Source organism: Modestobacter sp. SYSU DS0290 (genome assembly GCF_054050955.1).
Genome location: NZ_JBJHAI010000008.1, coordinates 1 through 26,611 on the forward strand (window position 1 = coordinate 1; position 26,611 = coordinate 26,611).

At 74.9% G+C, this 26,611-nt stretch carries 23 protein-coding genes; 13 read left to right on the forward strand and 10 right to left on the reverse strand.

Annotated features, from left to right (window positions below; all coding sequences use genetic code 11):
* Positions 1-196: 196 nt before the first annotated feature.
* From ACI795_RS09035 to ACI795_RS09045, 3 genes are all read right to left on the reverse strand, one after another.
* Complete coding sequence (locus ACI795_RS09035) at positions 197-652, reverse strand: acetamidase/formamidase family protein (RefSeq protein WP_457075288.1); 456 nt, start codon at positions 650-652, stop codon at positions 197-199.
* Entirely contained in the window at positions 577-1,149 is a 573-nt protein-coding gene (locus tag ACI795_RS09040; RefSeq protein ID WP_457075161.1) for an acetamidase/formamidase family protein, read from the reverse strand. The genes ACI795_RS09035 and ACI795_RS09040 overlap by 76 nt, the downstream gene beginning before the upstream one ends.
* An 80-nt stretch (positions 1,150-1,229) precedes the next feature.
* Entirely contained in the window at positions 1,230-1,517 is a 288-nt protein-coding gene (locus tag ACI795_RS09045; protein WP_457075162.1) for an HU family DNA-binding protein, read from the reverse strand.
* Between the two features lie 336 nt (positions 1,518-1,853).
* Between ACI795_RS09045 and ACI795_RS09050 the strand changes: the two genes are divergently transcribed.
* A complete protein-coding gene (locus ACI795_RS09050) occupies positions 1,854-2,783 on the forward strand; it encodes an aldo/keto reductase (protein WP_457075163.1) in 930 nt (309 codons plus the stop codon).
* 51 nt (positions 2,784-2,834) lie between these two features.
* Here the strand turns inward: ACI795_RS09050 and ACI795_RS09055 are convergent, their stop codons facing one another.
* Both ACI795_RS09055 and ACI795_RS09060 read right to left on the reverse strand, forming a co-directional pair.
* On the reverse strand, positions 2,835-3,008 hold the full coding sequence (locus ACI795_RS09055; protein ID WP_457075164.1) for a DUF1059 domain-containing protein: 174 nt from the start codon (positions 3,006-3,008) through the stop codon (positions 2,835-2,837).
* 51 nt (positions 3,009-3,059) lie between these two features.
* A complete protein-coding gene (locus ACI795_RS09060) occupies positions 3,060-4,154 on the reverse strand; it encodes an EAL domain-containing protein (protein ID WP_457075165.1) in 1,095 nt (364 codons plus the stop codon).
* 170 nt (positions 4,155-4,324) lie between these two features.
* Here ACI795_RS09060 and ACI795_RS09065 point away from each other — a divergent pair, with 170 nt between their 5' ends.
* On the forward strand, positions 4,325-7,144 hold the full coding sequence (locus ACI795_RS09065) for a SpoIIE family protein phosphatase (protein ID WP_457075166.1): 2,820 nt from the start codon (positions 4,325-4,327) through the stop codon (positions 7,142-7,144).
* Positions 7,145-7,147: 3 nt separating this feature from the next.
* Here ACI795_RS09065 and ACI795_RS09070 read toward each other — a convergent pair whose 3' ends face one another.
* The 3 genes from ACI795_RS09070 to ACI795_RS09080 form a co-directional block, all read right to left on the reverse strand.
* Complete coding sequence (locus tag ACI795_RS09070) at positions 7,148-7,873, reverse strand: trimeric intracellular cation channel family protein (RefSeq protein WP_457075167.1); 726 nt, start codon at positions 7,871-7,873, stop codon at positions 7,148-7,150.
* Between the two features lie 119 nt (positions 7,874-7,992).
* Positions 7,993-10,038, reverse strand: coding sequence for an acyl-CoA dehydrogenase family protein (locus ACI795_RS09075; protein WP_457075168.1), 2,046 nt, complete (start codon positions 10,036-10,038; stop codon positions 7,993-7,995).
* Positions 10,035-10,745 carry a TetR family transcriptional regulator gene (locus ACI795_RS09080; RefSeq protein WP_457075169.1) on the reverse strand — a complete coding sequence of 237 codons (711 nt, stop codon included), beginning with the start codon at positions 10,743-10,745 and terminating at the stop codon, positions 10,035-10,037. The genes ACI795_RS09075 and ACI795_RS09080 overlap by 4 nt, the downstream gene beginning before the upstream one ends.
* Positions 10,746-10,869: 124 nt before the next feature.
* On the opposite strand from ACI795_RS09080, the gene ACI795_RS09085 reads away from it, so the two are divergent.
* From ACI795_RS09085 to ACI795_RS09135, 11 genes are all read left to right on the forward strand, one after another.
* Positions 10,870-12,153: an acetyl-CoA C-acetyltransferase gene (locus ACI795_RS09085; protein ID WP_457075170.1), complete on the forward strand. Its 1,284-nt coding sequence runs from the start codon at positions 10,870-10,872 to the stop codon at positions 12,151-12,153.
* A 136-nt stretch (positions 12,154-12,289) separates the two neighbouring features.
* Complete coding sequence (locus ACI795_RS09090; protein ID WP_457075171.1) at positions 12,290-13,645, forward strand: 3-oxoacyl-ACP reductase; 1,356 nt, start codon at positions 12,290-12,292, stop codon at positions 13,643-13,645.
* Positions 13,645-14,493, forward strand: coding sequence for a MaoC family dehydratase (locus tag ACI795_RS09095; RefSeq protein WP_457075289.1), 849 nt, complete (start codon positions 13,645-13,647; stop codon positions 14,491-14,493). The genes ACI795_RS09090 and ACI795_RS09095 overlap by 1 nt, the downstream gene beginning before the upstream one ends.
* Before the next feature lie 149 nt (positions 14,494-14,642).
* On the forward strand, positions 14,643-16,130 hold the full coding sequence (locus ACI795_RS09100; protein ID WP_457075172.1) for an aldehyde dehydrogenase family protein: 1,488 nt from the start codon (positions 14,643-14,645) through the stop codon (positions 16,128-16,130).
* Positions 16,131-16,329: 199 nt separating this feature from the next.
* A complete protein-coding gene (locus ACI795_RS09105) occupies positions 16,330-17,859 on the forward strand; it encodes an ABC transporter substrate-binding protein (protein ID WP_457075173.1) in 1,530 nt (509 codons plus the stop codon).
* 8 nt (positions 17,860-17,867) lie between these two features.
* Positions 17,868-18,800 (forward strand): ABC transporter permease, encoded by a 933-nt coding sequence (locus ACI795_RS09110; protein ID WP_457075290.1) that lies wholly within the window; start codon positions 17,868-17,870, stop codon positions 18,798-18,800.
* Positions 18,797-19,792: an ABC transporter permease gene (locus ACI795_RS09115; RefSeq protein ID WP_457075174.1), complete on the forward strand. Its 996-nt coding sequence runs from the start codon at positions 18,797-18,799 to the stop codon at positions 19,790-19,792. Before ACI795_RS09110 ends, ACI795_RS09115 begins: the two co-directional genes overlap by 4 nt.
* Positions 19,789-20,817 (forward strand): ABC transporter ATP-binding protein, encoded by a 1,029-nt coding sequence (locus ACI795_RS09120; RefSeq protein WP_457075175.1) that lies wholly within the window; start codon positions 19,789-19,791, stop codon positions 20,815-20,817. Before ACI795_RS09115 ends, ACI795_RS09120 begins: the two co-directional genes overlap by 4 nt.
* Entirely contained in the window at positions 20,814-21,848 is a 1,035-nt protein-coding gene (locus ACI795_RS09125; RefSeq protein WP_457075176.1) for an ABC transporter ATP-binding protein, read from the forward strand. Before ACI795_RS09120 ends, ACI795_RS09125 begins: the two co-directional genes overlap by 4 nt.
* A gap of 108 nt (positions 21,849-21,956) precedes the next feature.
* Positions 21,957-22,898, forward strand: a complete 942-nt coding sequence (locus ACI795_RS09130; RefSeq protein WP_457075177.1) for a class E sortase — start codon at positions 21,957-21,959, stop codon at positions 22,896-22,898.
* A gap of 9 nt (positions 22,899-22,907) precedes the next feature.
* On the forward strand, positions 22,908-23,099 hold the full coding sequence (locus tag ACI795_RS09135) for a hypothetical protein (protein WP_457075178.1): 192 nt from the start codon (positions 22,908-22,910) through the stop codon (positions 23,097-23,099).
* A gap of 164 nt (positions 23,100-23,263) precedes the next feature.
* Here the strand turns inward: ACI795_RS09135 and ACI795_RS09140 are convergent, their stop codons facing one another.
* Both ACI795_RS09140 and ACI795_RS09145 read right to left on the reverse strand, forming a co-directional pair.
* Complete coding sequence (locus ACI795_RS09140) at positions 23,264-24,925, reverse strand: helicase-related protein (protein WP_457075179.1); 1,662 nt, start codon at positions 24,923-24,925, stop codon at positions 23,264-23,266.
* A 268-nt stretch (positions 24,926-25,193) separates the two neighbouring features.
* Positions 25,194-26,531 carry an SGNH/GDSL hydrolase family protein gene (locus ACI795_RS09145; protein WP_457075180.1) on the reverse strand — a complete coding sequence of 446 codons (1,338 nt, stop codon included), beginning with the start codon at positions 26,529-26,531 and terminating at the stop codon, positions 25,194-25,196.
* Positions 26,532-26,611 lie beyond the last annotated feature (80 nt).

Consider the following 26,611-nt stretch of genomic DNA (forward strand, 5'->3'; position numbering starts at 1 on the left):
CCCCCCCCCCCCCCCCCCCCCCCCCCCCCCCCCCCCCCCCCCCCCCCCCCCCCCCCCCCCCCCCCCCCCCCCCCCCCCCCCCCCCCCCCCCCCCCCCCCCCCCCCCCCCCCCCCCCCCCCCCCCGGCCCCCCCCCCCCCCCCCCCCCCCCCCCCCCCCCCCCCCCCCCACGATCAGGTCACCTGATCCCGGGCGCCTCAGCGGATCGCGCCCCAGGGGAGGACGGCGTGCACGCCGACCACCTGGTTCACCACCTGGGTCACCCGCAGGTCGACCACCACGCTGGCCAGCGCGAGCGCGTCGGACCGGCTCATCCGGTGCACCGCGGCGACGACGTCGAGCATCGCGTCCAGCGCCACCGCCATCGCCTCGTCCAGGTCGTCGGCGACGCCCATGGTCACCCAGCCGGCCGGGGTCCTCGCCACCGGCGTGGTCAGCGCGCGGCCGAACAGGTCGGGCAGCACGTCGAGGGTGAGGTCGATCCGCTCCAGCGGGCACTCGATCGCGGTGCCGGCCACCTCGCCGTCGCCCTGGGCGGCGTGCCCGTCGCCGACCGACAGCAGCGCACCGGGCATGGTCACCGGCAGGTACAGCGTCGAACCGGCGACCAGCTCGCGGCAGTCCAGGTTGCCGCCGTGCCAGTAGGGCGGGATCGTCGAGTGCCGGCCCGGTTCCGCCGGGGCACGCCGACCACCCCGGGGAACGGTCGCAGCGCGACGGAGTGCCCGGCCTGGTTGCGCCCCACGCCGGCGGTCGCGTCGAGGGTCCACCGGTGGACGACGGGGGCGGCGGTCACCCCGAGCCACTCGTTGAGCGCCGTGGAGCGCAGCCCGACGTAGGTGGTGCCGAACGCCCCGGGGACGACGTCGTCGATGCGGACGGCGAGGACCTGCCCGGGCTCGGCGCCGCGGACGGCGACCGGGCCGGTGAGCGCGTGCCCGGCGGCCGGGTCGTGCGCGGGGTGGCGGGGGCGGGCGGCGAGGCCCTCGGCGGTGTCCGGGCCGGTGTAGGGGCCGGTCGACCAGCCGGAGTCCAGGGTGCCCAGCCGCACCGAGGAGCCCGGGTCGACGGTCAGCACCGGGGGGCGGTCGGGGTCCCAGGAGCCGTGCAGGGTGCGCTCGTCGGGCAGCAGGACGGAGTCGGGTGCCATGCGCTCATCCTCGCGGTCGCCCCGGACGCACCGACGCCCCCGTCCCGCGGCAGCGGGACAGGGGCGTCGGTGAGGAGGTCTTACTGCACCGGGACGGCGGCGGCGGCCTTCTTCAGGTTCGAGCCGGCGGTCACCTTGACGGTGTTGGCAGCGGCGATCTCGATGGACTCGCCGGTCTGCGGGTTGCGCCCGGTGCGGGCGGAACGCTGCGAGCGCTCGACGGTCAGCAGGCCGGGGACGGCCACCTTGTCGCCGCGGGTGATGGCCTCGACCAGCTCCTCCTGGAGACCGTTGATCACGGAGTCCACGGTGCTGGCGGGGACGTCGGCGCGCTTGGCGATGGCGGAGACGAGTTCGGCCTTGTTCATGCGAGTTCCTCTCGGTGTCGTGGTCGGCGGTCCGGCCCTCGGGCGGTCCGCCGTGGTCGTCGCGCCCGGTCCGACCGGGCGCGGCCCCCGTGCGTCCTGGCGGACGTCGGGGCCTCCACCAGGCCCGCCGCCGGTGTGGCGGGTGCCCGGTGGGCGGATCTGGCCGACCCCGTCGTCGACCAGCAACGGGCGGCACGTTGCCATGCCGACCTGGGTGTTGGCGAGCGCTGGGCCCGGATTTCCGGGGTTTCTCTACCCGCAGGTCACTTTCGTCACGCAGTTGATCACGCGGGGGCCGGCGCGCGCGGCACCGGGTGCCGCCTTAGCGTGATGGCCATGCCACAGCTCCCCGGGACCGACCTGACCGTCAGCGACCTCTGCCTGGGCGGCAACGTCTTCGGGTGGACCGCCGACGAGCCGACGTCCTTCGCCCTGCTCGACCGGTTCTCCGACGCGGTGCCCAGCACCCAGTCACCGTTCGTGGACACCGCGGAGATGTACGGCGACGGCGTCTCCGAGACGATCCTGGGCAACTGGATGGCCGAGCGCGGTGCGCGCGACCGCACGGTGGTGGCCACCAAGGCCAGCCCGGGGCAGAAGGAGCACCCGCTGTCGGCGGCGGAGATCCGGGCGGCCTGCGACCGGTCGCTGCGCAACCTGCAGACCGACCACATCGACCTCTACTACGCGCACTACGACGACGAGAGCACCCCGCTGGAGGAGACGCTGCGCGCCTTCGACGAGCTGGTGCAGGCCGGCAAGGTGCGGTACGTCGCCGCGTCGAACTACTCCGCGGCCCGGCTCACCGAGGCGCTGCGGACGTCGGACGAGCTGGGCGTCGCCCGCTACGTGGCGCTCCAGCCGCACTACAACCTGATGGAGCGCCCGGTCTACGAGGACGAGCTGCAGGCCGTCGCCGCCGAGCACGACCTCGGCGTCCTGCCCTACTTCGGGCTGGCCCGCGGCTTCCTCACCGGCAAGTACCGGGCGGGGCAGACGATCGACTCCCCGCGCGCCCAGGGCGCGGCGAAGTACGTGGGTGAGAAGGGTGACCGGGTGCTGGCCGCGCTGCAGCAGGTCGCCGACGCCCAGGGCGTGACCGGCGCCGCCGTCGCGCTGCGCTGGCTCGCCGACCAGCCCACGGTGACGGCGCCGATCGCCAGCGGCCGCGACGTCGAGCAGCTGGCCGACCTGCTGCCGATGCTGGACCTGGTGCTCACCGACGAGCAGCGGCAGCTGCTCACCGAGGCCAGCGCGGAGGGCTGAGCGCCCCTCGCCGGACCCGCACGAGCGGGTCCGGCGGGCGGGGCGGGGCGATCACACGGCGACGATGGCGGCGCGGACCTGCTCGACCAGCTCCGGCGGCACGCTGCCCAGTCCGTGGTCGGCGGTCGCGTGGGCGGCGACCTGGGAGAGGACGGCGTCCTCGTCCGGCGCGGTGAAGCGGGCGGTGCAGCCGGGGACGACGTCCCCGCAGGCGAAGGCCTTCACGGATCTCTCCTCGAGACTCGGCGGACCGGCCGTCGGGCGACGGCCGGGGGGTCAGGAGCTGGCGGCCGCGGAGGCCAGGTCCTCCATCCGCAGCAGGCCGAGGACCGCGCCGGTGCGGTCGGTGCAGATCACCGGGTCGAAGCGGTGCACCGGCGGGCGGGTCAGCGCCCGCTGCAGCGTCTCGGTCACCCCGGCCGAGGGGAGCACCCGCAGCGAGACGGGCGCGCGGTAGGCGGCGTTGGTGCGCGGGTCGGCGAGCACCAGCTCCACCGGCACCTCGTCCCGGTCGAGCAGCACGTACGGCGGGGGCGAGCCCGCGTCGTCACCGGTGCTGTGCTGCCGCACCGGGCGCAGCAGGCTGGCGACGCTCTCGCTGAGCTGGGCGCGGGCGACGCTGGCGCGCACCAGCTGCTCGGCCTCGGCGGACAGCGGGGCGAACCCGGGGGCGGGCCGGCCGAGCAGCCAGCCCTGGGCCAGCGGGACGCCGAGCCGAACGAAGGTCGCCAGCTCGCCGGGGGTCTCGATGCCCTCGGCCAGCAGCCAGGCGTCGATCCGGCTGGTGAAGGCGCCCACCATCTCGGCCAGCGCGGTCTTCACCGGGTCGGTGTCGGCGCCGGACACCAGAGCGCGGTCGAGCTTGACCAGCTGGGGGCGGACCTCGGCGATCTGCTGGAGCCCCGACCAGCCGGAGCCGGCGTCGTCGATGGCGATCAGCGCACCGCGGCCGCGCAGCGCGGCGGTCTGCCCGCGCAACGCGGCCAGGTCCGGGGTGGGCATGTGCTCGGTCAGCTCGATGACCACCCGGCGCAGCGTCGGTGGCTCGGCCAGCGCCGCCGCCACCGGGCCGCTGTCGAGCAGGTGCGGGCTGACGCTGACGGTGAGGAAGGTGTCCGGCGGCAGGTCCGGCAGGGCGGCGAGCGCCCGGCGCAGCGCGAGCGCCTCCAGCTGGGCGCTCAGCCCCGCCTCGGCCGCCGCGGCGAACCAGACGTCGGGGGAGGCCGTGCCGGGGAAGCGGGCGAGCGCCTCGTAGCTGGCGACGGTCGCGGTCGCGAGGTCGACGATCGGCTGGAACACGACGGTCAGGTCGTCGGCACCGGCCAACAGCGGACGGCAGTCCTCGCGCTGGGGAGGCAGGGTCGAGGTCACCTCCTCCAGATCGGCCCCACCGGGCGACTCCTTGAGCGTGACCGGGGCGGGCGCCGCTGACGCCGATCACCCGGTTCGTGCAGGTGACGTGCCAGCATGGTGGGCCGCACGCAGGCATCCGGACCCGCCGGACGTCGCCGCGCACCGGGACCAGGGGGAGGCAGGCCGGCGTGTCCGAGCTGCACCCGTCCCCGGACCCGCTCACCGACCCGCACCGGGTCGCCGCGGCTCGCAGCCTCGCCGCGGAGCTGACCGGCACCGCCCCGTTCGACCGGCTGGCGGGCATCGCCACCCGGCTGGTCGACGTGCCGTCGGCCCAGGTGGTGCTGCTGACCGACGTGGCCGTGGCCCTCGGTGGCGCCGGCTGGCCGATCGCGGTGGGGGAGGCCACCCCGCTGACCGACGTCCCCGGCACGGTCGCCGTCCGCGTCGGCTCGGCCCTCGTCGTCCCCGACGCCCGCGCCGACCCGCGGGTCGCCGGGCTGCCCGCGGTCGCCGCCGGGACGCTGGGCGCCTGCCTGTCGGTGCCGCTGCAGCTGGCCTCGGGGCACCGGGTCGGCGCGCTGAGCCTGCTCTCGCCCACCCCGCGGGACTGGAGCGAACGAGACGTCCGGGTCGCCCGGGAGGTCGCCGCGACCGTCGTCACCGAGCTCGAGCTGGTCGCTGCGTCGGCCGCCGTCCGCACCTCGCTGACCCGGCTGGAACTCGCGCTGGAGGCCGGTTCCGTCGGGGTGTGGGAGCGGGACCTGCGCACCGGCCGGGTCTCCTGGGACGAGCGCAACGCGGCGATCTTCGGCCTGCCCGGCGCCCAGGAGTGGGTCGGCGACGAGCTGATGATGGCCCGGCTGCACCCCGACGACCACGAGGCCGTGCGGGCCGCGATGCGCGCCGCGCTGGCCGGGTCCGGGGAGTTCCTGGTCGAGATGCGGGTGCTGCCCGTCGACGGCGGGGAGCGCTGGGTCGTCTGCCGGGGGCGGGTGCTCCGCGACTCGCGCGGGGAGCCGGTCCGGCTGGTCGGGACGACGGTCGACGTCACCGACGCCCGGCGGGACGCCGCACGGCGGCTGTCCGCCGTCCAGCGCGCCGCCGTGATCGCCGAGGTCGCGGTCGACCTGGCCAACGCGACCGGGATGGCCGACCTCGCCGAAGCGGCGCTGCGGGGCTGCGCCACCGTGCTCGGGGCGGCGGCCAGCGCGCTGGCGGTGCACGACCCGGTCGACGGCCGGCTGCGGCTGCACATGACCCGCGGGCTGGTCGACGCCGTGGAGGCCCGGTCCGACGTCGCACTGCCGGCCGGGGGCGTGGTGCTGGCCTTCGACGACGAGCTGCCCACCCAGTACGTCGCCCGGCACGGTGAACGGCTGCTGCTGGCCGACCGGGCCGCAGCGGTGGCCCGCTTCCCCCGGATGGCGGAGGTCGGTGAGCTGGTCGGGGTGCACGCCCTGGCCGCGCTGCCGCTGCGGGTGGAGGGCCGGCTGCTGGGCAGCTTCGTGGTGGTCTGGTCCGAGGCCCGGGCGTTCACCGACGACGACGTGGAGCTGCTGGAGGCCCTCGCCGCGCAGATCGGGCTCAGCGTCTCCCGGGCGCACGCCGACGCCCAGCGCGACGCGGCGGTGACCGCGCTGACCGCGGCCAACACCCGGCTGCAGCTGCTGGCCGAGGTGGGCCTGGTGCTCGCCGGGACGCTCGACATCGACCAGCAGCTCGCCCGGCTCGCCGAGCTGGTGGTGCCGTCGCTGGGCGACTGGTGCTGGGTGGTGGTCACCGACGAGCACGGCCGGATGCGCCGGGTCGCCTCCGCCCACCGGGACCGGTCCCGCCGCGGCGAGCTGGAGGCGTACGTGCGCGCCATGGTCGCCGGCATGAGCGACGAGGCGGCCGCCCGGGTGGTCACCCGCACCGGCCGGCCGCTGACGGTCACCCGGCTGGACGACGCCTACGTCGAACGGGCGCTGCCGGACCCGGAGGCGCGCGCGATGCTGGCCGCACTGGCGCCGGAGGCCGGCATCGTCGTCCCGCTGGTCGCCCGCGGGGAGACGCTGGGCGCCCTGGGCATCTACACCACCGCCGGCGGCGCGGCCCAGACCCGGGCGCAGCTGGAGACCGCGGTGGAGGTGGGCCGCCGCGCCGGGGCGGCGCTGCAGCAGGCCCGGCTGTTCGGCCGGCAGCGGCAGCTGGCCGAGACGCTGCAGCGCAGCATGCTCACCGCCCCGCCGGCGCCGGACCACTGCGAGATCGTCGTCCGCTACGTGCCGGCGGCGGCCGGGGCCGAGGTGGGCGGTGACTGGTACGACGCGTTCGTCCAGCCCTCCGGCGCGACGGTGCTGGTCATCGGGGACGTGGTGGGCCACGACAGCCGGGCGGCGGCCGCGATGGGCCAGCTCCGCGGGCTGCTGCGGGGCATCGGCCACCACACCGGCGGCACCCCGGCCGAGCTGCTCAGCGGCCTGGACCGGGCCGTCACCGGGCTCGACCTGGACACCATGGCCACTGCGGTGGTGGCCCGGCTGGAGCAGGACGACCGGGAGCTGCAGCAGGGGGAGACCCGGGTGCGCTGGTCCTCGGCCGGTCATCCGCCGCCGGTGCTGATCGACGCCGGGGGCCGGGTCACCCTGTTCGACGACGACGCCGACCTGCTGCTCGGCGTGGACCCGCGCACGCCCCGCACCGACCGGGTGGCCACGGTCGCCCGGGGCGGGACGCTGCTGCTGTACACCGACGGGCTGGTCGAGCGCCGGGACCGGGACATCGACGCCGGCATCGCCGAGCTGCGCCGGGTGCTCACCGACCTCGTCGACCTGCCGCTGGAGCAGCTGTGCGAGCAGCTGCTGGCCCGCATGTACCTGCCCGACACCGAGGACGACGTCGCCCTCCTCGCCGTCCGGCTCCACCCGCAGGGCCGGCCCCGTCCCCCGGAGGCCGGAGCTCAGCGGGTGCCCCTGGGGATCGAGCCCACCCCGGACGTCGTCCCCGGTGCCCCGCCGGGCTGAGGGTCAGCGCCGGCTGCGGCGGCGCAGCCTCCTGCGCCGCCCGGGGCGGGACAGCCGCCGGTCCAGCCGGCTCCGGGCCCGCTGCGGCAGGTCGACGGCGACCGGCGCCTCCCAGCCGCGCCACACCGACAGCACCCGCAGCGAGGCCACCAGGGTGACGACGATCGCGGCCACCGGGAGCGGTGGCAGGTCCAGCGGCCCGGCCAGCACGGTCAGCACGCCGGCCCCGAGCAGCGCGGCGACGGCGTTGTAGGGACCGGGCTGGACGATGTCCGCCCGCTGGGCGAGCAGGACGTCACGGATCAGCGTGCCGCCGACCGCGGTGAGCGTGCCGATGAAGACCACCGACGCGTTGGGCAGCCCGGCGAGCTGGGCCTTCTGCGCGCCGATGAGGGTGAAGAAGCCCAGGGTGAGCCCGTCGAGCACCACCAGCAGCCCGGTGAGCCGGGACAGCCACCCGGAGAAGTAGAAGGTGACGGCGGCGGTGACCGCCACGGTGGGCAGGTAGGCCCGGTCGGTCAGCGCGACGGGGGCGGCGTCGGCGAGCAGGACGTCGCGGATGAGCCCGCCGCCGAGCCCGCCGCTGACCGCCAGCAGCAGCACGCCGGAGACGGCGAAGCCCTCCCGGGCGGCCAGCAGCCCGCCGGTGAGCGCACCGATGACGATCGCCGCCAGGTCGACCACCCGCGGGATGCGCAGCGTCTCGACCGTCGCCGCCAGGACCTCCACGGCCGCACATCATCCCGGTCGCCGGCGCAGGCGGTCACACCCCGGCCGAGTGAGCAGTTGCGGCCGCCCCGCCCGGCGCGTCCTGGCGTGTCAGCGACCGCAACTGCTCACTCGAAGCCTCACTGGGCGGGGGTGAGCTCCAGGTCGGTCGCGGTGCCCTCGGCCTGCGGCTCGGTGCCCCGCGTCCGCAGCGCGGCGTCGTGGGCGGCCATCGTCTCCTGGCGGCCCGGCTCCTCGGCCAGGATCGCGCAGTTCAGCCACGCCTCGGGGATCGCGAAGGCGTCGACCAGGGTGCGCATGTGCGGGCGCAGCTCGGCCAGCAGCTCGTTCACCGCGCCGGTGAGCGCCTTGGCCCGGGTGGGGCTGAGCCGCGAGTGCTCCAGGTACCAGCCCTTGTCCGCCTCAATGGTGCTCAGCGCGAACAGGTCGCAGACCCGGGACAGCAGCGCCCGCGCCGCCGGGTCCGCCGTCCGCTCGATGCCGGCGACGAACGCCTCCAGCACCACCCGCTCCATGTGCGCCTCGGCGGCCTTGAGGGCGTGGTCCTGCACGTCGTTGAAGACGTCGAACTGCCGGCCGCCCTTGTGCGTGGCGGCGTTCTTGCGCAGCCGCTTGATCACGCCCTCCAGGACGTGCTTCTCCCGGTCCTCCAGCATCTTCAGCTGCCAGCCGCGGTCGGTGAAGGGGACGTCGTCCTCCCGGCCGGGGACGGCGTCGACCAGCCGCTGGATCAGCGCCCGGGCCGCGGTGCGCTCCAGCACGGTCTCCCGCACCTGCTCGGCGACGAACGCCGCCTTGCCCCAGCCGTCGAGGGAGCCGAAGGCGTCCCGGTAGCCGGTGAGCAGGCCCTTGGCGACCAGCTGCATCAGCACCGTGTTGTCGCCCTCGAAGGTGGTGAACACGTCGGTGTCGGCCTTGAGCCCGGGCAGCCGGTTCTCCTGCAGGTAGCCGGCCCCGCCGCAGGCCTCGCGGCACAGCTGGATGGTGCGGGTGGCGTGCCAGGTCTGCAGCGCCTTGAGCCCGGCGGCCCGGGACTCCAGCTCCCGCTGCGCCCCCTCGTCGACGGACTCGGCGCCCAGCACGTCGTGCATCGTGCAGAGCAGCTCCTCCTGGGCGAAGGAGAAGGCGTAGGTGCGGGCCAGGGCGGGGAGCAGCGTGCGCTGGTGCACCAGGTAGTCGTTGATCACCACCTCGCGCTCCTCGCCGGGGGCGGAGAACTGGCGGCGGACGTCGCCGTAGCGGACGGCGATCTCCAGGGCCACCTTCGCCGCCGAGGACGCCGAGCCGCCGACGCTGACCCGCCCGCGCACCAGGGTGCCGAGCATCGTGAAGAAGCGCCGGGTCTCGTTCTCGATGCTCGAGGTGTACGTGCCGTCGGGGGCCACCTGGCCGTACCGGTCGAGCAGCATCTCCCGGGGCACCCGCACGTGGTCGAAGGCCAGCCGGCCGTTGTCCACGCCGAGCAGCCCGGCCTTGGGGCCGTCGTCGCCGATGGTGACGCCGGGCATCGGGTTGCCGTGCTCGTCGCGGATCGGCACCAGCCAGGCGTGCACGCCGTGCCGCTGCCCGCCGGTGACCAGCTGGGCGAAGACGACCGCCATCCGGCCGTCCTGCGCCGCGTTGCCGATGTAGTCCTTGCGGGCGGCCTGGTGCGGGGTGTGCAGGTCGAAGGACTGCGTCGCCGGGTCGTAGGTGGCCGTCGTGCGCAGCTGCTGGACGTCGGAGCCGTGGCCGGTCTCGGTCATCGCGAAGCAACCGGGCAGGTCGAAGCTCATGATCGCCGGGAGGAACTCGTCGTGGTGGCGCTGGGTGCCCAGGGCCTGCACGGCGCCGCCGAACAGGCCCCACTGCACGCCGGCCTTGACCATCAGCGACAGGTCGGCCTGGGCGAGCATCTCGATGGAGACCACCGAGCCGCCGCTGTCGTCGGACCCGCCGTACGCCTGCGGGTAGCCGAGGCCGACGCGACCGGTGGCGGCCAGGTCGGCGGCCAGCCGGGTCACCCGCTCGCGGGCCTCGGCCATCGTCTCGCCGTGCACCGTGGCGTAGTGGGCCGTGCCGAGCTGCTCCCGGGCGTCGCGGCGCACGTGCGCCCAGCGCCCGTCGAGGACCTCGGTCAGCCGGGCGGGGTCGACCGGCGTCAGCGGCGTCGGTGTGCTGGTCATGCTTCCTCCATCGGACGGGCGGGGGGAGTGGTTGAGGGCCCGGGGGTGGACGGCGTCGGGGTGACGACGCCGCGCAGCCCGGTCCAGGCCAGGTCGGTCAGGTGAGCGGCGAGCTGGGTGCGCGGCATCGGGCGGTCGGCGCGCAGCCACCAGTCGGCGGCGGCGCGGACCAGCCCGATCACCCCGTGGCCCCAGGGCGCGGCGGCGGCGGTGTCCTGCCCGGCGCGCTGGAGCGCGGTGGACACCAGGGCGCCGACCTCGTCGCCGATGAGGTCGGAGAGGCTGCTGATCGGGTCCTTGCCCTCGGCGATCAGACCGGCCGGCCGGTCGACCAGCGCGTGCCCCACCACGAACCGGTAGACCGCAGGATCGGCCTCGATGAACGCCAGGTAGGTCTCCACGGCGGCCGAGACCATCTGCCGGGGGTGCTCGCTGCTGCCGATCGCCTCGCGCAGCTTGCGGACGAGCTGCTCGGCGACCCGGGCGCAGACGGCGACGTAGAGCTCGCTGCGGTCGGCGAAGTGCCGGTAGACGACGGTCTTGCTGGTGCCGGCCTCGGCGGCGATCTCGTCCATGCCGACACCGGGGCCGTGCCGGCCGACGGCGGCCAGCGTCGCCTCGACCAGCTGCTCGCGCCGCGCGCGCCGGTGCGCGTCCCAGCGGGAGTCGCGCCGGTCCCGCGGTGCGGCCGCCGTCTCGGTGTTCACGGGACCGAAAGTACCTGATACCGTCGGTATCAGACACCGATCACCCCCGCCGAGGCAGGAATGGCCATTTCTGCTCTGCCTGCGGGGGGCGGAGATGGCCATCAACGACCACGGAGGTCCTCCCATGGCTGAGCAGACCCGGAAGGCCGCGATCGTCGGCGGCAACCGCATCCCCTTCGCCCGCGCCAACGGCGCCTACGCCCGGGCGAGCAACTCCGACATGCTCACCGCCACCCTCGACGGGCTGGTCGCCCGCTTTGGGCTGCAGGGCGAGCAGGTGGGCGAGGTCGTGGCCGGCGCCGTCCTCAAGCACTCCCGCGACTTCAACCTCACCCGCGAGGCGGTGCTCGGCTCCCGGCTGTCGGCCGCCACCCCCGCCTACGACGTCCAGCAGGCCTGCGGCACCGGCCTCGAGGCGGCGATCCTGGTCGCCAACAAGATCGCCCTCGGCCAGGTCGAGTCGGGCATCGCCGGCGGCGTCGACACCGCCTCGGACGCCCCGGTCGCGGTGAGCGAGGACCTGCGCCGGCTGCTGATGGAGCTCAACCGGGCGAAGACGGTCCAGCAGCGACTCAAGGCGCTCGGCCGGCTGCGCCCTGGTCAGCTCGTCCCGGAGATCCCCCGCAACGCCGAGCCGCGCACCGGCCTGGCGATGGGCGACCACGCCGCGATCACGGCGAAGGAGTGGGAGATCGGCCGCGAGGAGCAGGACGAGCTCGCCGTCCGCTCGCACCACGCGCTGGCTGCCGCCTGGGACGCCGGCTTCTTCGACGACCTGGTGACGCCGTACCTGGGCCTGGCCCGCGACAACAACCTGCGCCCGGACACCTCGGTGGAGAAGCTCGCGAAGCTCAAGCCGGTCTTCGGCCGCGGCGACGACGCCACGATGACCGCGGGCAACTCCACGCCGCTGACCGACGGCGCCTCCGCGGTGCTGCTGGCCTCCGACGAGTGGGCCGCCGCGCACGACCTGCCGGTGCTCGCCCACCTGGTCGACGCGCAGACCGCCGCGGTCGACTACGTGCACGGTGGCGAGGGGCTGCTGATGGCGCCCGCCTACGCCGTCCCGGTGCTGCTGGCGCGCAACGGCCTGACGCTGCAGGACTTCGACTTCTACGAGGTGCACGAGGCGTTCGCCTCCACCGTGCTCGCCACCCTCAAGGCGTGGGAGAGCCCGGCGTTCTGCAAGGAGAAGCTCGGTCTGGACGCCCCGCTCGGGTCCATCGACCGGTCGAAGCTGAACGTGCACGGCTCGTCGCTGGCCGCCGGGCACCCGTTCGCCGCGACCGGCGGCCGGATCGTCGCGATGCTGGCGAAGATGCTGCACCAGGCCGGCCCGGGCAAGCGCGGGCTGATCTCCATCTGCGCGGCCGGCGGCCAGGGCGTCGTCGCCATCCTCGAGTCCTGAGCGCCGGCGTCCCGGTCGTCCGGCTCGACCCGGTCCACCGGACGTGGAGCCGGGCCACGGCGCGGCTCCACGTCCGGTCATGCGGCTCAACCCGGGTGAGCGCCCACCCCTGTCACGCACCACGGAAGGACCCCACGTGAGCGACTGGTACCGCGACTTCGCCAATTCCGGCGTCGGCACGACGATCACCAAGCAGCTGGGCCTGCCCCGGCCGGCGGAGCTGCGCCGGTACGAGCCCGGGCAGCCGCTGCTCCCCGGTCCGGCGCTGGTCGGGTCGGCCGGCGAGGGCCGGCTGCGGGAGGCCGTCACCCGGTTGCTGCGCGACGCCGGGGTCACCGTGGTCTCCCCGGTGGCCGCCGACGGTTCGGACGACGGCGCGAAGCTGGGCGCCGTGGTGCTGGACGCCACCGGGCTGACCGGCCCGGGCGACCTCGCCGCGGCCCACGACCTGCTCGCCCCCGCGGTGAAGCGGCTCGGCGCCAGCGGGCGGGTGCTGGTGCTGGCCGACCCGCCGGCGACGGCGGAGGGCCCGGCGCAGGCCGCGGCCCGGCAGGCGCTCGAGGGGCTGGTCCGCTCGCTGGCCAAGGAGCTGCGCAACGGCGCCACCGCCAACCTGGTGCTCGTCCCGGCCGGCGCGGAGGCCTCGCTGGGCAGCCCGCTGCGGTTCTTCCTCTCCGGCCGCGCGGCCTACGTCGACGGCCAGGTGCTCACCCTCTCCGCCGCCGACGTCCCGGCCGAGACCGACGCCGAGCGCCCGCTGGCCGGCGAGGTCGCCGTCGTCACCGGGGCCGCCCGCGGCATCGGCGCGGCGATCGCCAAGGTGCTGTCCCGCGACGGCGCGCACGTGGTGGTCGTCGACGTCCCGGCCGCCGGGGAGCAGTTGGCGCAGGTGGCCAACGAGATCGGCGGGACGGCGGTCGCGCTGGACATCACCGCCGACGACGCCGGCCCGCGCCTGGCGAAGCAGCTGATCGCCCGGCACGGCGGGGTGGACGTCGTCGTGCACAACGCCGGCATCACCCGCGACAAGCTGCTGGTGAACATGGACGCCGCCCGCTGGAACTCGGTGATGGCGGTCAACCTGCAGGCGCAGCTGGACATCACCCAGGCGCTGCTGGACACCGAGGGCGCGCTCAAGCCCGGCGCACGGGTGGTCAGCGTGAGCTCGCAGTCGGGCATCGCCGGCAATCGCGGGCAGACCAACTACGCGGCGTCCAAGGCCGGGATCATCGGGATGGTGCGCGCCTGGGCGCCGGAGTTCGCCGCCCGCGGCGCCACGATCAACGCCGTCGCGCCGGGGTTCATCGTCACCGAGATGACCGCGAAGATGCCCTTCGGCACCCGCGAGGTCGGCTCGCGGCTGAACTCGCTGCAGCAGGGCGGGCTGCCGGTCGACGTCGCGGAGACGATCGCCTTCCTCGCCCAGCCGGCCAGCGCCGGGGTCAACGGCCAGGTCGTGCGGGTCTGCGGCCAGTCGCTGCTGGGGGCGTGATGATCGTCCTGACCGACCCGCCGAACATGGCGGCGCTGTTCGCGAAGGCAGCCGTCACCGCCCGCGGCCGGGGTGGGGACCTGCCCGACACCCACCTGGCCCGCACCGGGGTGGCGGTCGACCCGGCGCAGCTGGCCGACTACGCCGCGGTCTGCGGGTTCCCGCTGGCCGACGCGCTGCCGGTCACCTTCCCGCACGTGCTGACCTTCCCGCTGCAGGTCGCGCTGATGGCCGACCGCAGCTTCCCGCTGGCGCTGCCCGGGCTGGTGCACGTGCGCAACCGGATCACCGTGAACCGGCCGATCGGGGTCGACGAGCGGCTGGACCTGGAGGTCTGGGCCGACCGGTTCGCGGCGCACCGGAGCGGTGCGACGGTCGACCTGGTCGCGTCCGTGCGCAGCCGCGGCGACGAGGTGTGGCGCGGCCGCTCGACCTACCTGGCCCGCGGTGCGACGGCGCCCGACGGCGCGCCGGACGCCGACGTCGAGGTCCCGGTGGGCGACGTCGAGCGGGTCGCCGCCCGCTGGCGGGTGCCCGACGACGCCGGCCGCCGCTACGCGAAGGTCTCCGGTGACGTGAACCCGATCCACCTCTCCGGGCTGACCGCGAAGGCGTTCGGGTTCAAGCGGGCGATCGCGCACGGCATGTGGGTGAAGGCCCGCGCGCTGGCGGCGCTGTCCGGCCGGCTGCCCGACGCGGTGAGCGTGGACGTCGGCTTCCGCAAGCCGCTGTTCCTGCCCTCGACCGTCACGCTGGCCACCGAGCAGGCCGACGGAGGCTGGGATCTCGCCGTCCGCAGCGAGAAGAGCGGCGTCGAGCACGTCGTCGGAGTCGTCCGGCCGGCCTGACCACCCGGAAGGGTGTGATCTGCCTTCCACTTCGCGGGAGACGGCTACGAAGAGTGGCGTGACTTTCCGTTGTCCTTGACGGACGGTTGCTCCACGACAGAGCCGTCGAACGACAGGCAGCCCGGCAGGGCTGCCGGCGAGAGGGAGACATGAGCACCGACACACTGGCCCAGGACCACGCCGAGCAGGTCGCGCTGCCCCCGGGCAAGCACTACATCGACGGTCAGTGGCAGGACGGCACCGGCACCGAGCGCCGCGACGTCGTCGACCCGTCGACCGGTCGCGTGGTCACCACCATGCCCGAGGGCACGGTCGAGGACGTCGACCGCGCCGTCGCCGCCGCCCGCCGGGCCTTCGACAGCGGGCCCTGGCGCACGATGAGCGCCCGCGACCGCGGCGCGATCCTGCAGCGCGCCGCCCAGCTGATCCTGGAGAACGGCGAGGAGCTGGCCCGGCTGGAGAGCCTGGACACCGGCAAGCCGATCACCTTCGCCCGGCAGATCGACACCAACACCACCGCCGAGCACTTCTCCTACTTCGCCGGGCTGGCCGGTGCGATCGAGGGCGCGACCCGCGGCATCCGCGGCCCGGGCCTGGCCTACACCCGGCGCGAGCCGCTCGGTGTGGTCGCCGCGATCACGCCGTTCAACTTCCCGATGATCCTGTCGACGTCGAAGATCGCCCCCGCCCTGGCGGCCGGCAACACCGTCGTCCACAAGCCGGCGGAGGACACCCCGCTGACCGCGCTGCGAATCGCCGAGCTGCTCACCGAGGCCGGGCTGCCGGCCGGGGTGCTCAACGTGGTCACCGGCCACGGCGCCGTCGCCGGCGACCGGCTCAGCCGGCACCCGGACGTCGACCGGATCGCCTTCACCGGCTCGACCAAGGTCGGCAGCATGATCGCCGCCACCGCGGCCGCCAACGTCACCCCGGTGACCATGGAGCTGGGCGGCAAGTCGGCGAACATCGTCTTCGACGACGCCGATCTCGACGAGGCGGTCCAGGCCGCGGTCTCCGCGTTCGTCTTCAACACCGGCCAGTTCTGCATGGGCGGCACCCGGCTGCTGGTGCAGCGGGGCGTCTACGAGCAGGTGCTCGCCGGCGTCGTCGGCGGGGCCACCCACGTGCCGGTCGGCGACCCGCTGGACGAGGGCACGATCGTCGGCCCGATGGCCGGCGAGCGGCACCTGGAGAACGTCGAGCGGTACGTCGCGCTGGCCACCGGCGAGGGCGGCAGCGGCCGGGTCGTCGCCGGCGGGCAGCGGATCGAGAAGGACGGCGGCTTCTACATGGCGCCGACCGTCGTCGCCGACGTCGCCCAGGACTCCCGGCTGGTGCAGGAGGAGATCTTCGGCCCGGTGCTCACCGTGCAGGTGTTCGACACCGAGGAGGAGGCCGTCGCGCTGGCCAACGGCACGCCCTACGGGCTGGCCGCCGGCCTGCACACCAAGGACGTCGCCCGCGCCCACCGCGTCGCCGCGCAGCTGGAGGCCGGCCTGATCTGGGTGAACACCTACGGCATCCTCGACGTCGCACTGCCCTTCGGCGGCTACAAGGCCTCGGGCTACGGCCGGGAGAACGGCCCCGAGGCGCTCGACGAGTACCTGCAGACGAAGTCGGTCTACGTCGCGCTCTGAGCCGCGCGACACCCGCAGCGGCCGCCGTCCCGGATCCCGGGGCGGCGGCCGCTGCCGTTCCCGCCACGGCGTGCGGTCCGCCGGCGCCGGGGGCAAGATCACGAGACGGCAACGATCACCCGTTCCGCCCTGCAACCACCCCGGGGGCGGGGTGAGGGTCGAGAGTGCATCTCTGTCGTCGACCTCCGGAGGCAAGCCCGTGCGCGCCCCACGACTCCTGTTCCTCGCCACCGCCGGCGCGCTCACGCTGAGCGCCTGCTCCGGCGGCGAGAGCGTCGACACCGGCAACGGCGGTGGCGGTGCCAGCGGCGACAACGTCCTCGTCGCCGCCGTGAGCGCCCAGCCCGACCAGTTCGACCCGCACGTGACCAGCGCCTACCCGAGCTTCCAGGTGCTGGAGAACGTCTACGACACCCTCGTGGTCCCCAACCCCGAGGACCTCACGATGGAGCCCAGCCTCGCCACCGAGTGGGAGACCAGCGAGGACGGCCTCACCTGGACGTTCACGCTGCGGGACGACGTCACCTTCCACGACGGCAGCACCTTCGACTCCGCCGACGTCGTCTACTCCTACAACCGGATCATCGACGAGGAGCTGAACAACGCCTACCGGTTCGCCACCGTCGAGTCGGTGGAGGCCGACGGCCCGCAGACCGTGGTGATCACGGTCAGCCAGCCGACGCCGAACCTGCCCGCGCTGATCGGCGGCTTCAAGGGCATGGCGATCCTGCCCGAGGGCGCGGCCGAGCAGTACGACCTCACCACCGAGGCGGTGGGCACCGGGCCGTTCACCCTGGAGAGCTCCGACGCGGGCAGCACCGAGCTCGCCGCCTACTCCGACTACTGGGGTGGCGCGCCGAGCATCGACGGCGTCGAGTTCCGCTACGTCACCGAGCCCGCCGCTGCGCTGACCGCGCTGGAGAACGGCGAGGTCCAGTGGACCGACAACGTCCCGCCGCAGCAGATCGAGTCGCTGCAGGGCAACGACGAGGTCGAGCTGGCCACCACCCCCAGCGTCGACTACTGGTACATGTCGATGAACTACGCCCGGGAGCCGTTCGGCAACCCGCAGGTGCGCCAGGCGATCGCGACCGCCGTCGACCGCGACGCGGTCACCGAGGCGGCCCGGTTCGGCGCGGCCCAGCCGAACCAGACGGCGATCCCGGAGGACAGCTTCTTCCACTCCGACTACGCGCCCTACGACGCCGACCCGGCGGCCGCCGAGCAGCTGCTCCAGCAGGCCGGCGTGCAGACGCCGATCACGATGGGGCTGATGGTCACCGACGAGTTCCCGGAGACGGTGACCGCCGCGCAGGTGATCGCCAGCCAGCTGCAGCCGGTCGGGATCAACGTGGACGTGCAGACCGTGGACTTCGCCACCTGGCTGGACCGCCAGTCCCAGGGTGACTTCGACGCCTTCCTGCTGGGCTGGCTGGGCAACATCGACCCGTTCGACTACTACCACGCCCAGCACATCACCGGCGGCTCCAGCAACTACCAGGGCTACAGCAACCCGGAGGTCGACCGGCTGCTGACCGAGGCCGCCAGCGAGACCGACCAGGACGCCCGCAAGGACCTCTACGACCAGGCAGCCCAGCTGATCGTGGACGACGCCTCGTACGTGTACCTCTACAACCCCGACGTCGTGCAGGCGTGGGCGCCGGGGCTGTCCGGCTACACGATCCGCCCGGACAAGGCGATCAACTTCGAGGACGTGGAGCTGCCCTGACCGGCTACCTGCTCCGGCGCACCGGTCAGTCGCTGGTCGTGCTGGTCGGGGTGAGCATCATCGTGTTCGCCCTGGTCCACCTCGTCCCCGGCGACCCGGTGCGCCTGGCGCTGGGCACCCGGTTCTCCCAGGAGAGCTACGACGCGCTGCAGCAGCGGTCCGGGCTGGACCAGCCGCTGCTGCAGCAGTACTTCAGCTGGGCGGGCCGGGCGCTCACCGGTGACCTCGGGGTCAGCTTCCGCAGCGGCGAGCCGGTGACGGCGCAGATCCTCGAGCGGCTGCCGGCGACGCTGACCCTGGCGTTCGCGGCGATCGTCGTGGCGCTGCTCATCGCCGTCCCGCTGGGCACGGTCTCCGCGCTGCGCCCCCGGTCGCTGGTCGACCGGGGGGCGACGGTGCTCAGCCAGATCGGCATCTCGGTGCCGGACTTCTGGATGGGCATCGTGCTGATCCTGGTCTTCGCCGGGACGCTGGGCTGGCTGCCCTCGGGCGGGTACGTGCCGCTGACCGAGGACCCGTGGGGCTGGTTCCAGCGGCTGATCATGCCGGCGGTCGTCACCGGCGTGGTCTCCGGTTCGGTGATCACCCGCTTCGTCCGGTCCAGCGTGCTGGAGGCGCTGGGGCAGGACCACGTGCGGACGGCGCGGGCCAAGGGGCTGCGGGGCCGGCAGGTGCTGAGCTGGCACGTGCTGCGCAACGCGCTGCTGCCGCTGGTCACCGTCACCGGCGTGCAGCTGGCCTACCTCCTCTCCGGCGTGGTCGTGGTGGAGATCGTCTTCTCCTGGCCGGGGCTGGGGCAGCTGGCCCTGCAGGCGGTGCAGGCCCGTGACTACCCGGTGCTGCAGGGCGCCGTGCTGCTGTTCGCGCTGGTGTTCCTGCTGGTCAACCTGGTGGTCGACCTGCTGTACAGCCGGCTGGACCCGAGGATCGCGCGCCGATGACCACTCCTGCCGACCCGGGCCCGAGCCCGGCCGCCGAGCCGCCGGACGGCGGTCCGTACGGGTCCGCCACCGTCGGGACGCCGACCGCCGGGCAGTCGACCGACCAGCCGACCGCCACGCTGCGACCGGAGCGACCGCGCTGGCGGGAGACGCTGGGGCTGCTGCTGCGCAACCCGACGGCGGCCGTCGCCGCCGGGTGGATCCTGCTGATGATCGTCGTCGCCCTCTTCGACGACCTGCTGGCCCCGCAGACCGCCAACGAGATCTCCGTGGCCGACCGGCTGCAGTCGCCCAGCCTGGAGCACCCGTTCGGCACCGACGACCTCGGCCGCGACGTCCTCTCCCGGGTGGTCCTGGGCGCCTCGGTCTCGCTGCGGGTGGGGCTGGTCGCGGTCAGCATCTCGCTGGTCGTCGGCACGTTGATCGGGCTGCTCGCCGGCTTCTACGGCAAGTGGGTCGACGACGCCCTGATGCGGTTCATGGACATGCTGTTCGCCTTCCCGGCGGTGCTGCTGGCGATCTCGATCGTCGCCATCCTCGGTCCGGGCCTGACCAACACGACCATCGCGATCGGCATCGTCTACATCCCGATCTTCGCGCGGGTCACCCGTTCCAGCGTGCTCAGCGTGCGGGAGGAGGTCTACGTCCGGGCGTCCCGGTCGGTGGGCTCCTCGGACCTGCGGCTGCTGTTCCGCCACGTGCTGCCCAACGCCGCCCCGCCGATCATCGTGCAGACCTCGGTCAGCCTGGCGTTCGCGGTGCTGTCGGAGGCGGCGCTGTCCTTCCTCGGCCTGGGCACCCAGCCGCCGGACCCGTCGTGGGGGCTGATGCTGTCGGAGGGGCGCGGCTACATCGAGCTGGCCTGGTGGATCGCGGTCTTCCCGGGGCTGGCCATCTTCCTGCTGGTGCTGTCGTTCAACCTGCTCGGCGACGGGCTGCGCGACGTCCTGGACCCGCGGCAGCGGACGGCGATGAGCGGAGGTCGCCAGTGAGCGGGCAGCCGGTGCTGGAGGTCGAGGACCTGCGGGTGCGGCTGCGCACCCCGCGCGGCCCGGCCGACGTGGTCAACGGGCTGAGCTACCGCGTCGCCCGGGGCGAGACGGTCGCGGTGGTGGGGGAGTCGGGCAGCGGCAAGAGCGTCTCGGTGCTCGCGCTGATGGGGCTGCTCCCCGACGGGGTCGCCACGGTCAGCGGCGCGGCGAGGCTGGACGGCGAGGACCTGCTGACCATGCGCCCGGACCGGCTGCGCCAGGTGCGCGGGCCGGGGATCGGGATGGTCTTCCAGGACCCGATGACCTCGCTCAACCCGGTGCTCACCGTCGGGCGCCAGCTCGTCGAGGGCATCCGCGCGCACGACGACGTCGGCAAGGGCGCCGCCCGCACGCGCGCCGCCGAGCTGCTGGCGGAGGTGGGGCTGCCCGATCCGGCGAAGGCGCTGGACCGCTATCCCCACGAGCTCTCCGGCGGCATGCGCCAGCGGGTGATGATCGCGATCGCGCTGAGCAGCTCCCCGGCGTTGCTGATCGCCGACGAGGCCACCACCGCCCTCGACGTCACGGTGCAGGCGCAGATCATCGAGCTCATCGGGCGGCTGCAGCGCGAGCACGGCACCGGCGTCGTCTGGATCACCCACGACCTGGGCGTGGTCGCCGGCATCGCCGACCGGGTGCTGGTCATGTACGGCGGGCGGTGCGTGGAGGACGGCACGGTCGACGACGTGCTCGAGCACCCCGCGCACCCCTACACGCGGGGCCTGCTGGGCGCGCTGCCCGACCTGGCCGAGCCACGCGCCGACGGCACGGTGCCCGACCTGGCCACGGTCCCCGGCACCCCGCCGGCGCCCACCGACCTGCCGGCCGGCTGCGTGTTCTGGCCCCGCTGCCCGGTGCGCGCCGACCCGCGCTGCGAGACCGAGCAGCCCCCGCTCGCCGTCGTCCCCCACCGCCGGAACGGCCGTTCCGGCGGGGAGTTGCCGCACCGGGCGGCCACCTGGTGCACCGAAGGGGAGAGCCGATGAGCGAGGACGACGTGCTGGTCTCCGCCCGCGGCCTCGAGGTGCACTTCCCGATCCGTTCCGGGGTGCTCCGCCGCACCACCGGTGCGGTCCGGGCGGTCGACGGCGTGGACCTGGAGATCCGCCGCGGCGAGACGCTCGGCCTGGTGGGGGAGTCCGGCTGCGGGAAGTCGACGCTGGGCAACGCGCTGCTGCGGCTCGTCGAGCCGACCGGTGGCACGGTGACCTTCGACGCCACCGACGTCACGACGCTGTCGGCCGGCGACCTGCGCCGGATGCGGCGGCGGGCCGGGATGGTCTTCCAGGACCCGTTCGCCTCGCTCGACCCGCGGCGCACCGTGGCGCAGACGGTGGCCGAGCCGCTGGAGGTGCACGGCCTGCACCCGGGACGGCGGGAGCGCGCCGCCCGGGTGGGGGAGCTGCTGGAGCTGGTCGGGCTGGACCCGGCGGTGGCCGGGCGGTACCCGCACGAGTTCTCCGGCGGTCAGCGGCAGCGGGTCGGGATCGCCCGGGCGCTGGCCGGGGAGCCGGACTTCCTGGTCTGCGACGAGGCGATCGCCTCCCTCGACGTGAGCGTGCAGGCGCAGGTGCTCAACCTGCTGCGCGGGCTGCAGCGCCGGCTGGGGCTGACCTTGCTGTTCATCTCGCACGACCTGTCCGCCGTCCGGCACGTCTCGGACCGGATCGCGGTCATGTACCTGGGGCGGATCGTGGAGGTCGGGCCGGCCGCGGCGGTGGGCAGCGAGCCGCAGATGCCGTACACCCAGGCGTTGCTGTCCGCCGTCCCCGTGCCGCACCCGTCGGTGGAGCGCACCCGGGAACGGATCGTGCTGCGCGGCGACGTCCCGTCACCGGCGGCGGTGCCCAGCGGCTGCCGGTTCCGTACCCGCTGCCCGTACGTCTTCGAGCCCTGCGACGACGTCGACCCGGCGCTGCAGCCGGCCGGCGTGCCCGACCAGCTCGCCGCCTGCCACCTGCACGGGGTGGTCGGCACCCCGGTGGCCGAGGAGCACGGGGCAGCTGCGCAGTCCTGAGGTCACCGGGCACGACGCGCCGGGCAGCCACCGCGGTGCGCGGCCCGGGCTCGCCTAACGTCCGCGACGGCGGCACGTGGCCGTCGGTGGTACGAGCCGGGGGAGCGCATGGTCGACCCGCAGCGGTCCTCGGACGAGGACCTGGGCAACACCCAGCGCTGGGAGCGCGTCCCGGACCTGCTCCCCGCTGCCGGGCCCGGGCAGGGCGCCTTCGCTGCGGACCCGCGCGGCGCCGGCCTCCCGGCCGCGCCGGCGCCCGCGTGGACGTGGGACGAGGACGACGAGGGCCCCGGGTGGGAGTGGGACGACGAGCCGGTCGACCAGGAACCGGCACCGCGCCGGGGCTCGTTCGGGCAGGCGCTGGCCCGTGGTGTGGGCGAGCTGCTGGTCACGGCCGGGGTGGTGGTCCTGCTCTTCGTCGTCTACGAGGTCTACGTGACCGACCTGCTCGCCGACCGCCGCCAGGACCAGCTCTCCCAGGAGCTGCACGAGACCTGGGACGCGCAGCCGGCCGCCCCCGAGCAGCTCGTCGAGCCGCCGGTCGGCGAGCCCCTGGGGGTGCTGCACGTGCCCCGGCTCGGTGCGGACTGGGCCCGCGTGGTGCTGCAGGGGACGACGGAGGACGAGCTCTCCCAGGGGCCGGGCCACTACGCCGGGACGGCGATGCCCGGACAGCAGGGCAACTTCGCGGTGGCCGGCCACCGGGTGGGCCGCGGGTCCCCGTTCCTCGACCTGGACCAGCTGCAGCCCGGCGACCCGATCGTGGTCGAGACCGCGGGCAGCTGGTACGTCTACCGCGTGCTGGGCGACCCCGCCGACGGCGGCCCCGGCATCCCGGGGCAACAGATCGTCACCCCGGAGGAGGTGTCGGTCATCGCGCCGACCCCCGGCGCCCCCGGCGCCCCGCCGTCGGGGGCCTACCTGACCCTCACCACCTGCCACCCGAAGTACTCCGCCCGCCAGCGGCTGATCGTGCACGCCGTCCTCGACGGTGCGCCGATCAGCAAGGCCGAGGCCCCGGACGGGCCGCCGGCGCTGGCCGGCGGCTGAGGAGGACCCGTGTACGGCTGGATCTGGCGTCATCTCCCCGGCGGCACCGCGAGCCGGGCGGCGTGCGCCCTGGTGCTCGCCCTGGGCGTCGTGGCGCTGCTGCTGTTCGTCGTCTTCCCCTGGGTGGAGCCGCGGCTGCCGTTCACCGACGTGACCGTCGACCCCGGCGCGGACAGCGTCGGCGGCACGTCGGGCGGCTGAGCCCCGGTGTGACGGCGTCGTCCCGGCTCGCGGGCGACGGTCCTCACCCTCGTCGGGGGATGCTCCTCTGCCGGCCCGCCGGTGCGCTCTCCGACGTCGTGGTGGGGGCCCGCGTCAGCCGCGACGGCGGCTGAGCGGGCGTCCCACCCGAGCGCCGGGACCGGTCAGCCGCGGCCGCTGCGGCTCGGCCGGCGGCCCTGCCGGGAGCCCGAGCGCGAGCCGGGACGGCGGTCGCCGTCCCGGGGCCGCCCGCCGTCGCGCCCGCGACCGGCGGGCCGGGAGCTGCACGGCCGGCAGGTGCTGAACCACGGGGCGATCGCCGTGCCGCACTCCGCGCACTTGCCCGAGCGGCCGATGGAGATGGCGTCGGGCAGCAGCTCGCTGATGCTCTCCGCGCATTCCTCCTCGACCCAGGCGGCGTCCTCGCTGCTCAGCCCCGCCACGTCGGGGAACTGGCGCAGCAGCGTCTGCGCGTCGCGGGCGGCCGCGGCGGCCTGCTCGAAGTCCTCGACCGACCCGCCGCGCGGGACGTCGGGCAGCACCGTCTCGGCGGCCACCGGCAGCCCGACGGCGTGCCGCAGCGCGGCGCGGGCCAGGGTCAGCCAGCGGATCCGCCGGGGTGGGTTGTAGTCGATGGCCAGGTTGACCAGCCGCCACACGGTCTCCAGGTCGCCGGCGGCGCCCAGCGGGCCGCGCAGCAGCGGCAGCAGGGCGTGCACCCGCACGATCAGCGGGGTGACGTCGTCGGCGGTCATCCCGGTGTCCCGGGTGGCGCGGCGGGCCCAGGCCATCCAGCGGGTGAGCGCCTCGGGCAGGTCGACGGCCTCGAACGCGCCGAGGTCGGCCAGCTCCGGCCGCAGTCGGGGAGCCCGCTTGGGCAGGTCGCTCATCTCGTCGCCGCGGGCCACGGCGGCGCCCTTGGCGACCAGCGCGGGCACCGGCTTGAGCCCGGCGACGCCGGTGAGGACGCCGACGCTGCCGTGCCCGGTGAGGCCGTAGCGGCCGGCGCGGCCGGCGATCTGCGCGGCCTCCCAGCTGCGCAGCGGGCGCACCTCGACGCCGTCGAACTTGCTGGTCTCGGCGAACAGCACGGTGGTCGCCGGCACGTTGATGCCGTGGCCGATGACGTCGGTGGTGACCAGCACGTCGAAGTCACCGTCGGTGAACTTCTCGATCACCTCGCGGCGGGTGGCCGGGGGCAGCGCGCCGTAGAGGACGCCGACCTTGCCCGGCCGGTGCTGGTCGAGCTCGGCGGCGACGGCGTAGACGGTCTTGCGGGAGAAGGCGACGACCAGCGTCTGCGGGCGCACGGTGGCCGGCTTGACCGGGGCGTGCAGCACGTCGAGCCGGGACAGCCGCTTGTGGTTGACCACCTCGATCGACTGAGCGTCGGCGACCAGCGGCTTGAGCAGCAGGTAGGCCTCGGCGGCGGAGATCAGGTGCATCTCGCGGAACTCGCCGGTCAGCAGGAGCCGGGCCCAGTGGTGGCCGCGGTCGGGGTCGGCGACCCAGTGCGACTCGTCGAGCACCAGCAGCTCGCCGCGCATCGGGGCCTTCTCCACCGTGCAGCAGACGATCGGCGCGAAGGGGTCGATCTCCTCCTCGCCGGTGGAGAGCCCGACGGTGCCCGCGGGCAGCTGGGCGGAGAGCTTGGCGTAGGCCTCGTGCGCGAGCTGGCGCAGCGGGGCGGCGTAGACGCCGGAGCCGGTGGCGGCCAGCGCCTGCAGCGACTCGTAGGTCTTGCCCGAGTTGGTGGGGCCCAGGTGGAACACGACCGACTCGGGGCGGACGGTGCGGCTGGGCAGCTCGGGCGCGGCGCCGTCCACCCAGATCTGCTGGGCGGTCTTCTCGTCGCGGGCGGCCTTGCGGTCGGCCTCGCGCGCGACGGCCTCACGGGCGGAGGAGCGGTCGCGGCGGCGGGGGGCGGACTGCTCGGGAGCGGTTGCAGACAGGGGGTGTCCTTCGGTGGGGGACGGGAACCAGGGGGAGGTCGACGCGGTGCCACGGACCTCAGCCTGGACAACAACGCGCGCCCCCCGGACATGCCCGGCGCGGGGCCGGGCCCTCCCTCCCGGCCCCGCGCTCCCGCGACTGCTAGCGGAACAGCTGGGTGGGCACGGCGGCGGCGAGCGCCGCGTACCCGGCCGGGTTGAGGTGGAGGTGATCGCCCTCATCGTAGGCCGGGAGCAGGCGCTGCGGGGCCGACGGGTCGCGCGTCACCCGATCGAAGTCCAGCACGGTGTCGAACGTGCCGCTGCTGCGGATCCACTCGTTGACCGTCCGGCGGGCGGCCTCACGGTGCCCGGCGGGGTCGTCGTAGCCCTCGTTGCCGCCGAAGGGCAGCAGCGTCGCGCCGTGCACGGCGATCCCCTGCGCGTGTGCCCGGACGACGATCTGCTGGTAGGCGCGGATGAGCTCGGCGGCGACCGCGGACTGGGCCTCCGGGGTGGCCGCTGCGGTGCCGATGTCGTTGACGCCCTCGAAGACGACGAGGTGCTCGACCCCGCTCTGGGCCAGCACGTCGCGGTCCAGGCGGGCCAGCGCGTTCGGGCCGAGGCCGTCCTGCAGCACCCGGTTGCCCCCGGCGGCCTGGTTGACGACGGCGACGTCGCGGGTGGCGGGCTTCTCGGCGAGCCGTGCGGCCAGCAGGTCGGGCCAGCGGTCGTTGCCGTTCGTGGTGGAGCCGCGGCCGTCGCTGAGCGAGTCGCCGAGGACGGCGACCGCGCGGGTCCGCTTCCCCGCGGTCACCTCCAACCCGCTGATCAGGTACCAGCGGTCGATCGCCGTCGCCCCGGCCAGCTCGACGTCCTCGGCGTGGTCACCGTGGACCAGCCAGGAGGTGGTGCGCGAGCCGGGGTGGCCGGTGAGCTGGTCGGAGGCCTGGCCGGCAGCCAGGTACAGGGTGACCGTCAGGTCCGCCTCGGCCGGCACGTCGGCGGCCAGCGGGTCGGAGACCATCAGGGCGCCGGTCGGGACGACGGTGGAGGCCTGCCCGCCGAAGGTGAGCTGCCGCGACGTGCCGGGCTGGACGGCGCTGGCCCCGGCCTGGCCGCCGGCCGGCAGGGCCACCACCGCCTTGGTGATCGGCAGCGGCGCCCCGCCGAAGGCGTTGCTGACCCGCAGCCGCAGCTGGTCCCCGCCGATCGTGGTGTGGATCGTCTGGCGGAGCGTGGTGTCGGCGAGCACCAGGCCGGGCTGGGTGAACGGCGCCGGCGGCATGTTGTGCGGCTCCACCAGCTGCGGCATCGCCGTCCAGGTGGTCACCCACTGCTGTGCGTGGTCACCGCGCAGGGGCTGCACCCCGGAGGCGGCCACATCGGTGACGGCGGCCGGGGCGGCGGGAGTGCTGCCAGCCGGGGTGGGCGGACCCAGGACGACCGCACCGGCGAGGAGCAGGGAGCCCAGGGGCAGGGCGGCGGACAGCTTGCGCATGGTGGTGGTCTCCTGCCTCGCTGTAACGGACGCGAACGGACCGTAAAGCAGGAGTGTGACGTCTGCAACACCGGGCCGGT

Excerpts from the sequence above, each read along its gene's own strand:
- ACI795_RS09040 (WP_457075161.1), bottom strand. The coding sequence starts at position 1,149 with ATGGCACCCGACTCCGTCCTGCTGCCCGACGAGCGCACCCTGCACGGC.
- ACI795_RS09045 (WP_457075162.1), bottom strand. The coding sequence starts at position 1,517 with ATGAACAAGGCCGAACTCGTCTCCGCCATCGCCAAGCGCGCCGACGTC.
- ACI795_RS09050 (WP_457075163.1), top strand. The coding sequence starts at position 1,854 with ATGCCACAGCTCCCCGGGACCGACCTGACCGTCAGCGACCTCTGCCTG.
- ACI795_RS09075 (WP_457075168.1), bottom strand. The coding sequence starts at position 10,038 with ATGACCAGCACACCGACGCCGCTGACGCCGGTCGACCCCGCCCGGCTG.
- ACI795_RS09085 (WP_457075170.1), top strand. The coding sequence starts at position 10,870 with ATGGCTGAGCAGACCCGGAAGGCCGCGATCGTCGGCGGCAACCGCATC.
- ACI795_RS09095 (WP_457075289.1), top strand. The coding sequence starts at position 13,645 with ATGATCGTCCTGACCGACCCGCCGAACATGGCGGCGCTGTTCGCGAAG.
- ACI795_RS09100 (WP_457075172.1), top strand. The coding sequence starts at position 14,643 with ATGAGCACCGACACACTGGCCCAGGACCACGCCGAGCAGGTCGCGCTG.
- ACI795_RS09115 (WP_457075174.1), top strand. The coding sequence starts at position 18,797 with ATGACCACTCCTGCCGACCCGGGCCCGAGCCCGGCCGCCGAGCCGCCG.
- ACI795_RS09125 (WP_457075176.1), top strand. The coding sequence starts at position 20,814 with ATGAGCGAGGACGACGTGCTGGTCTCCGCCCGCGGCCTCGAGGTGCAC.
- ACI795_RS09130 (WP_457075177.1), top strand. The coding sequence starts at position 21,957 with ATGGTCGACCCGCAGCGGTCCTCGGACGAGGACCTGGGCAACACCCAG.
- ACI795_RS09145 (WP_457075180.1), bottom strand. The coding sequence starts at position 26,531 with ATGCGCAAGCTGTCCGCCGCCCTGCCCCTGGGCTCCCTGCTCCTCGCC.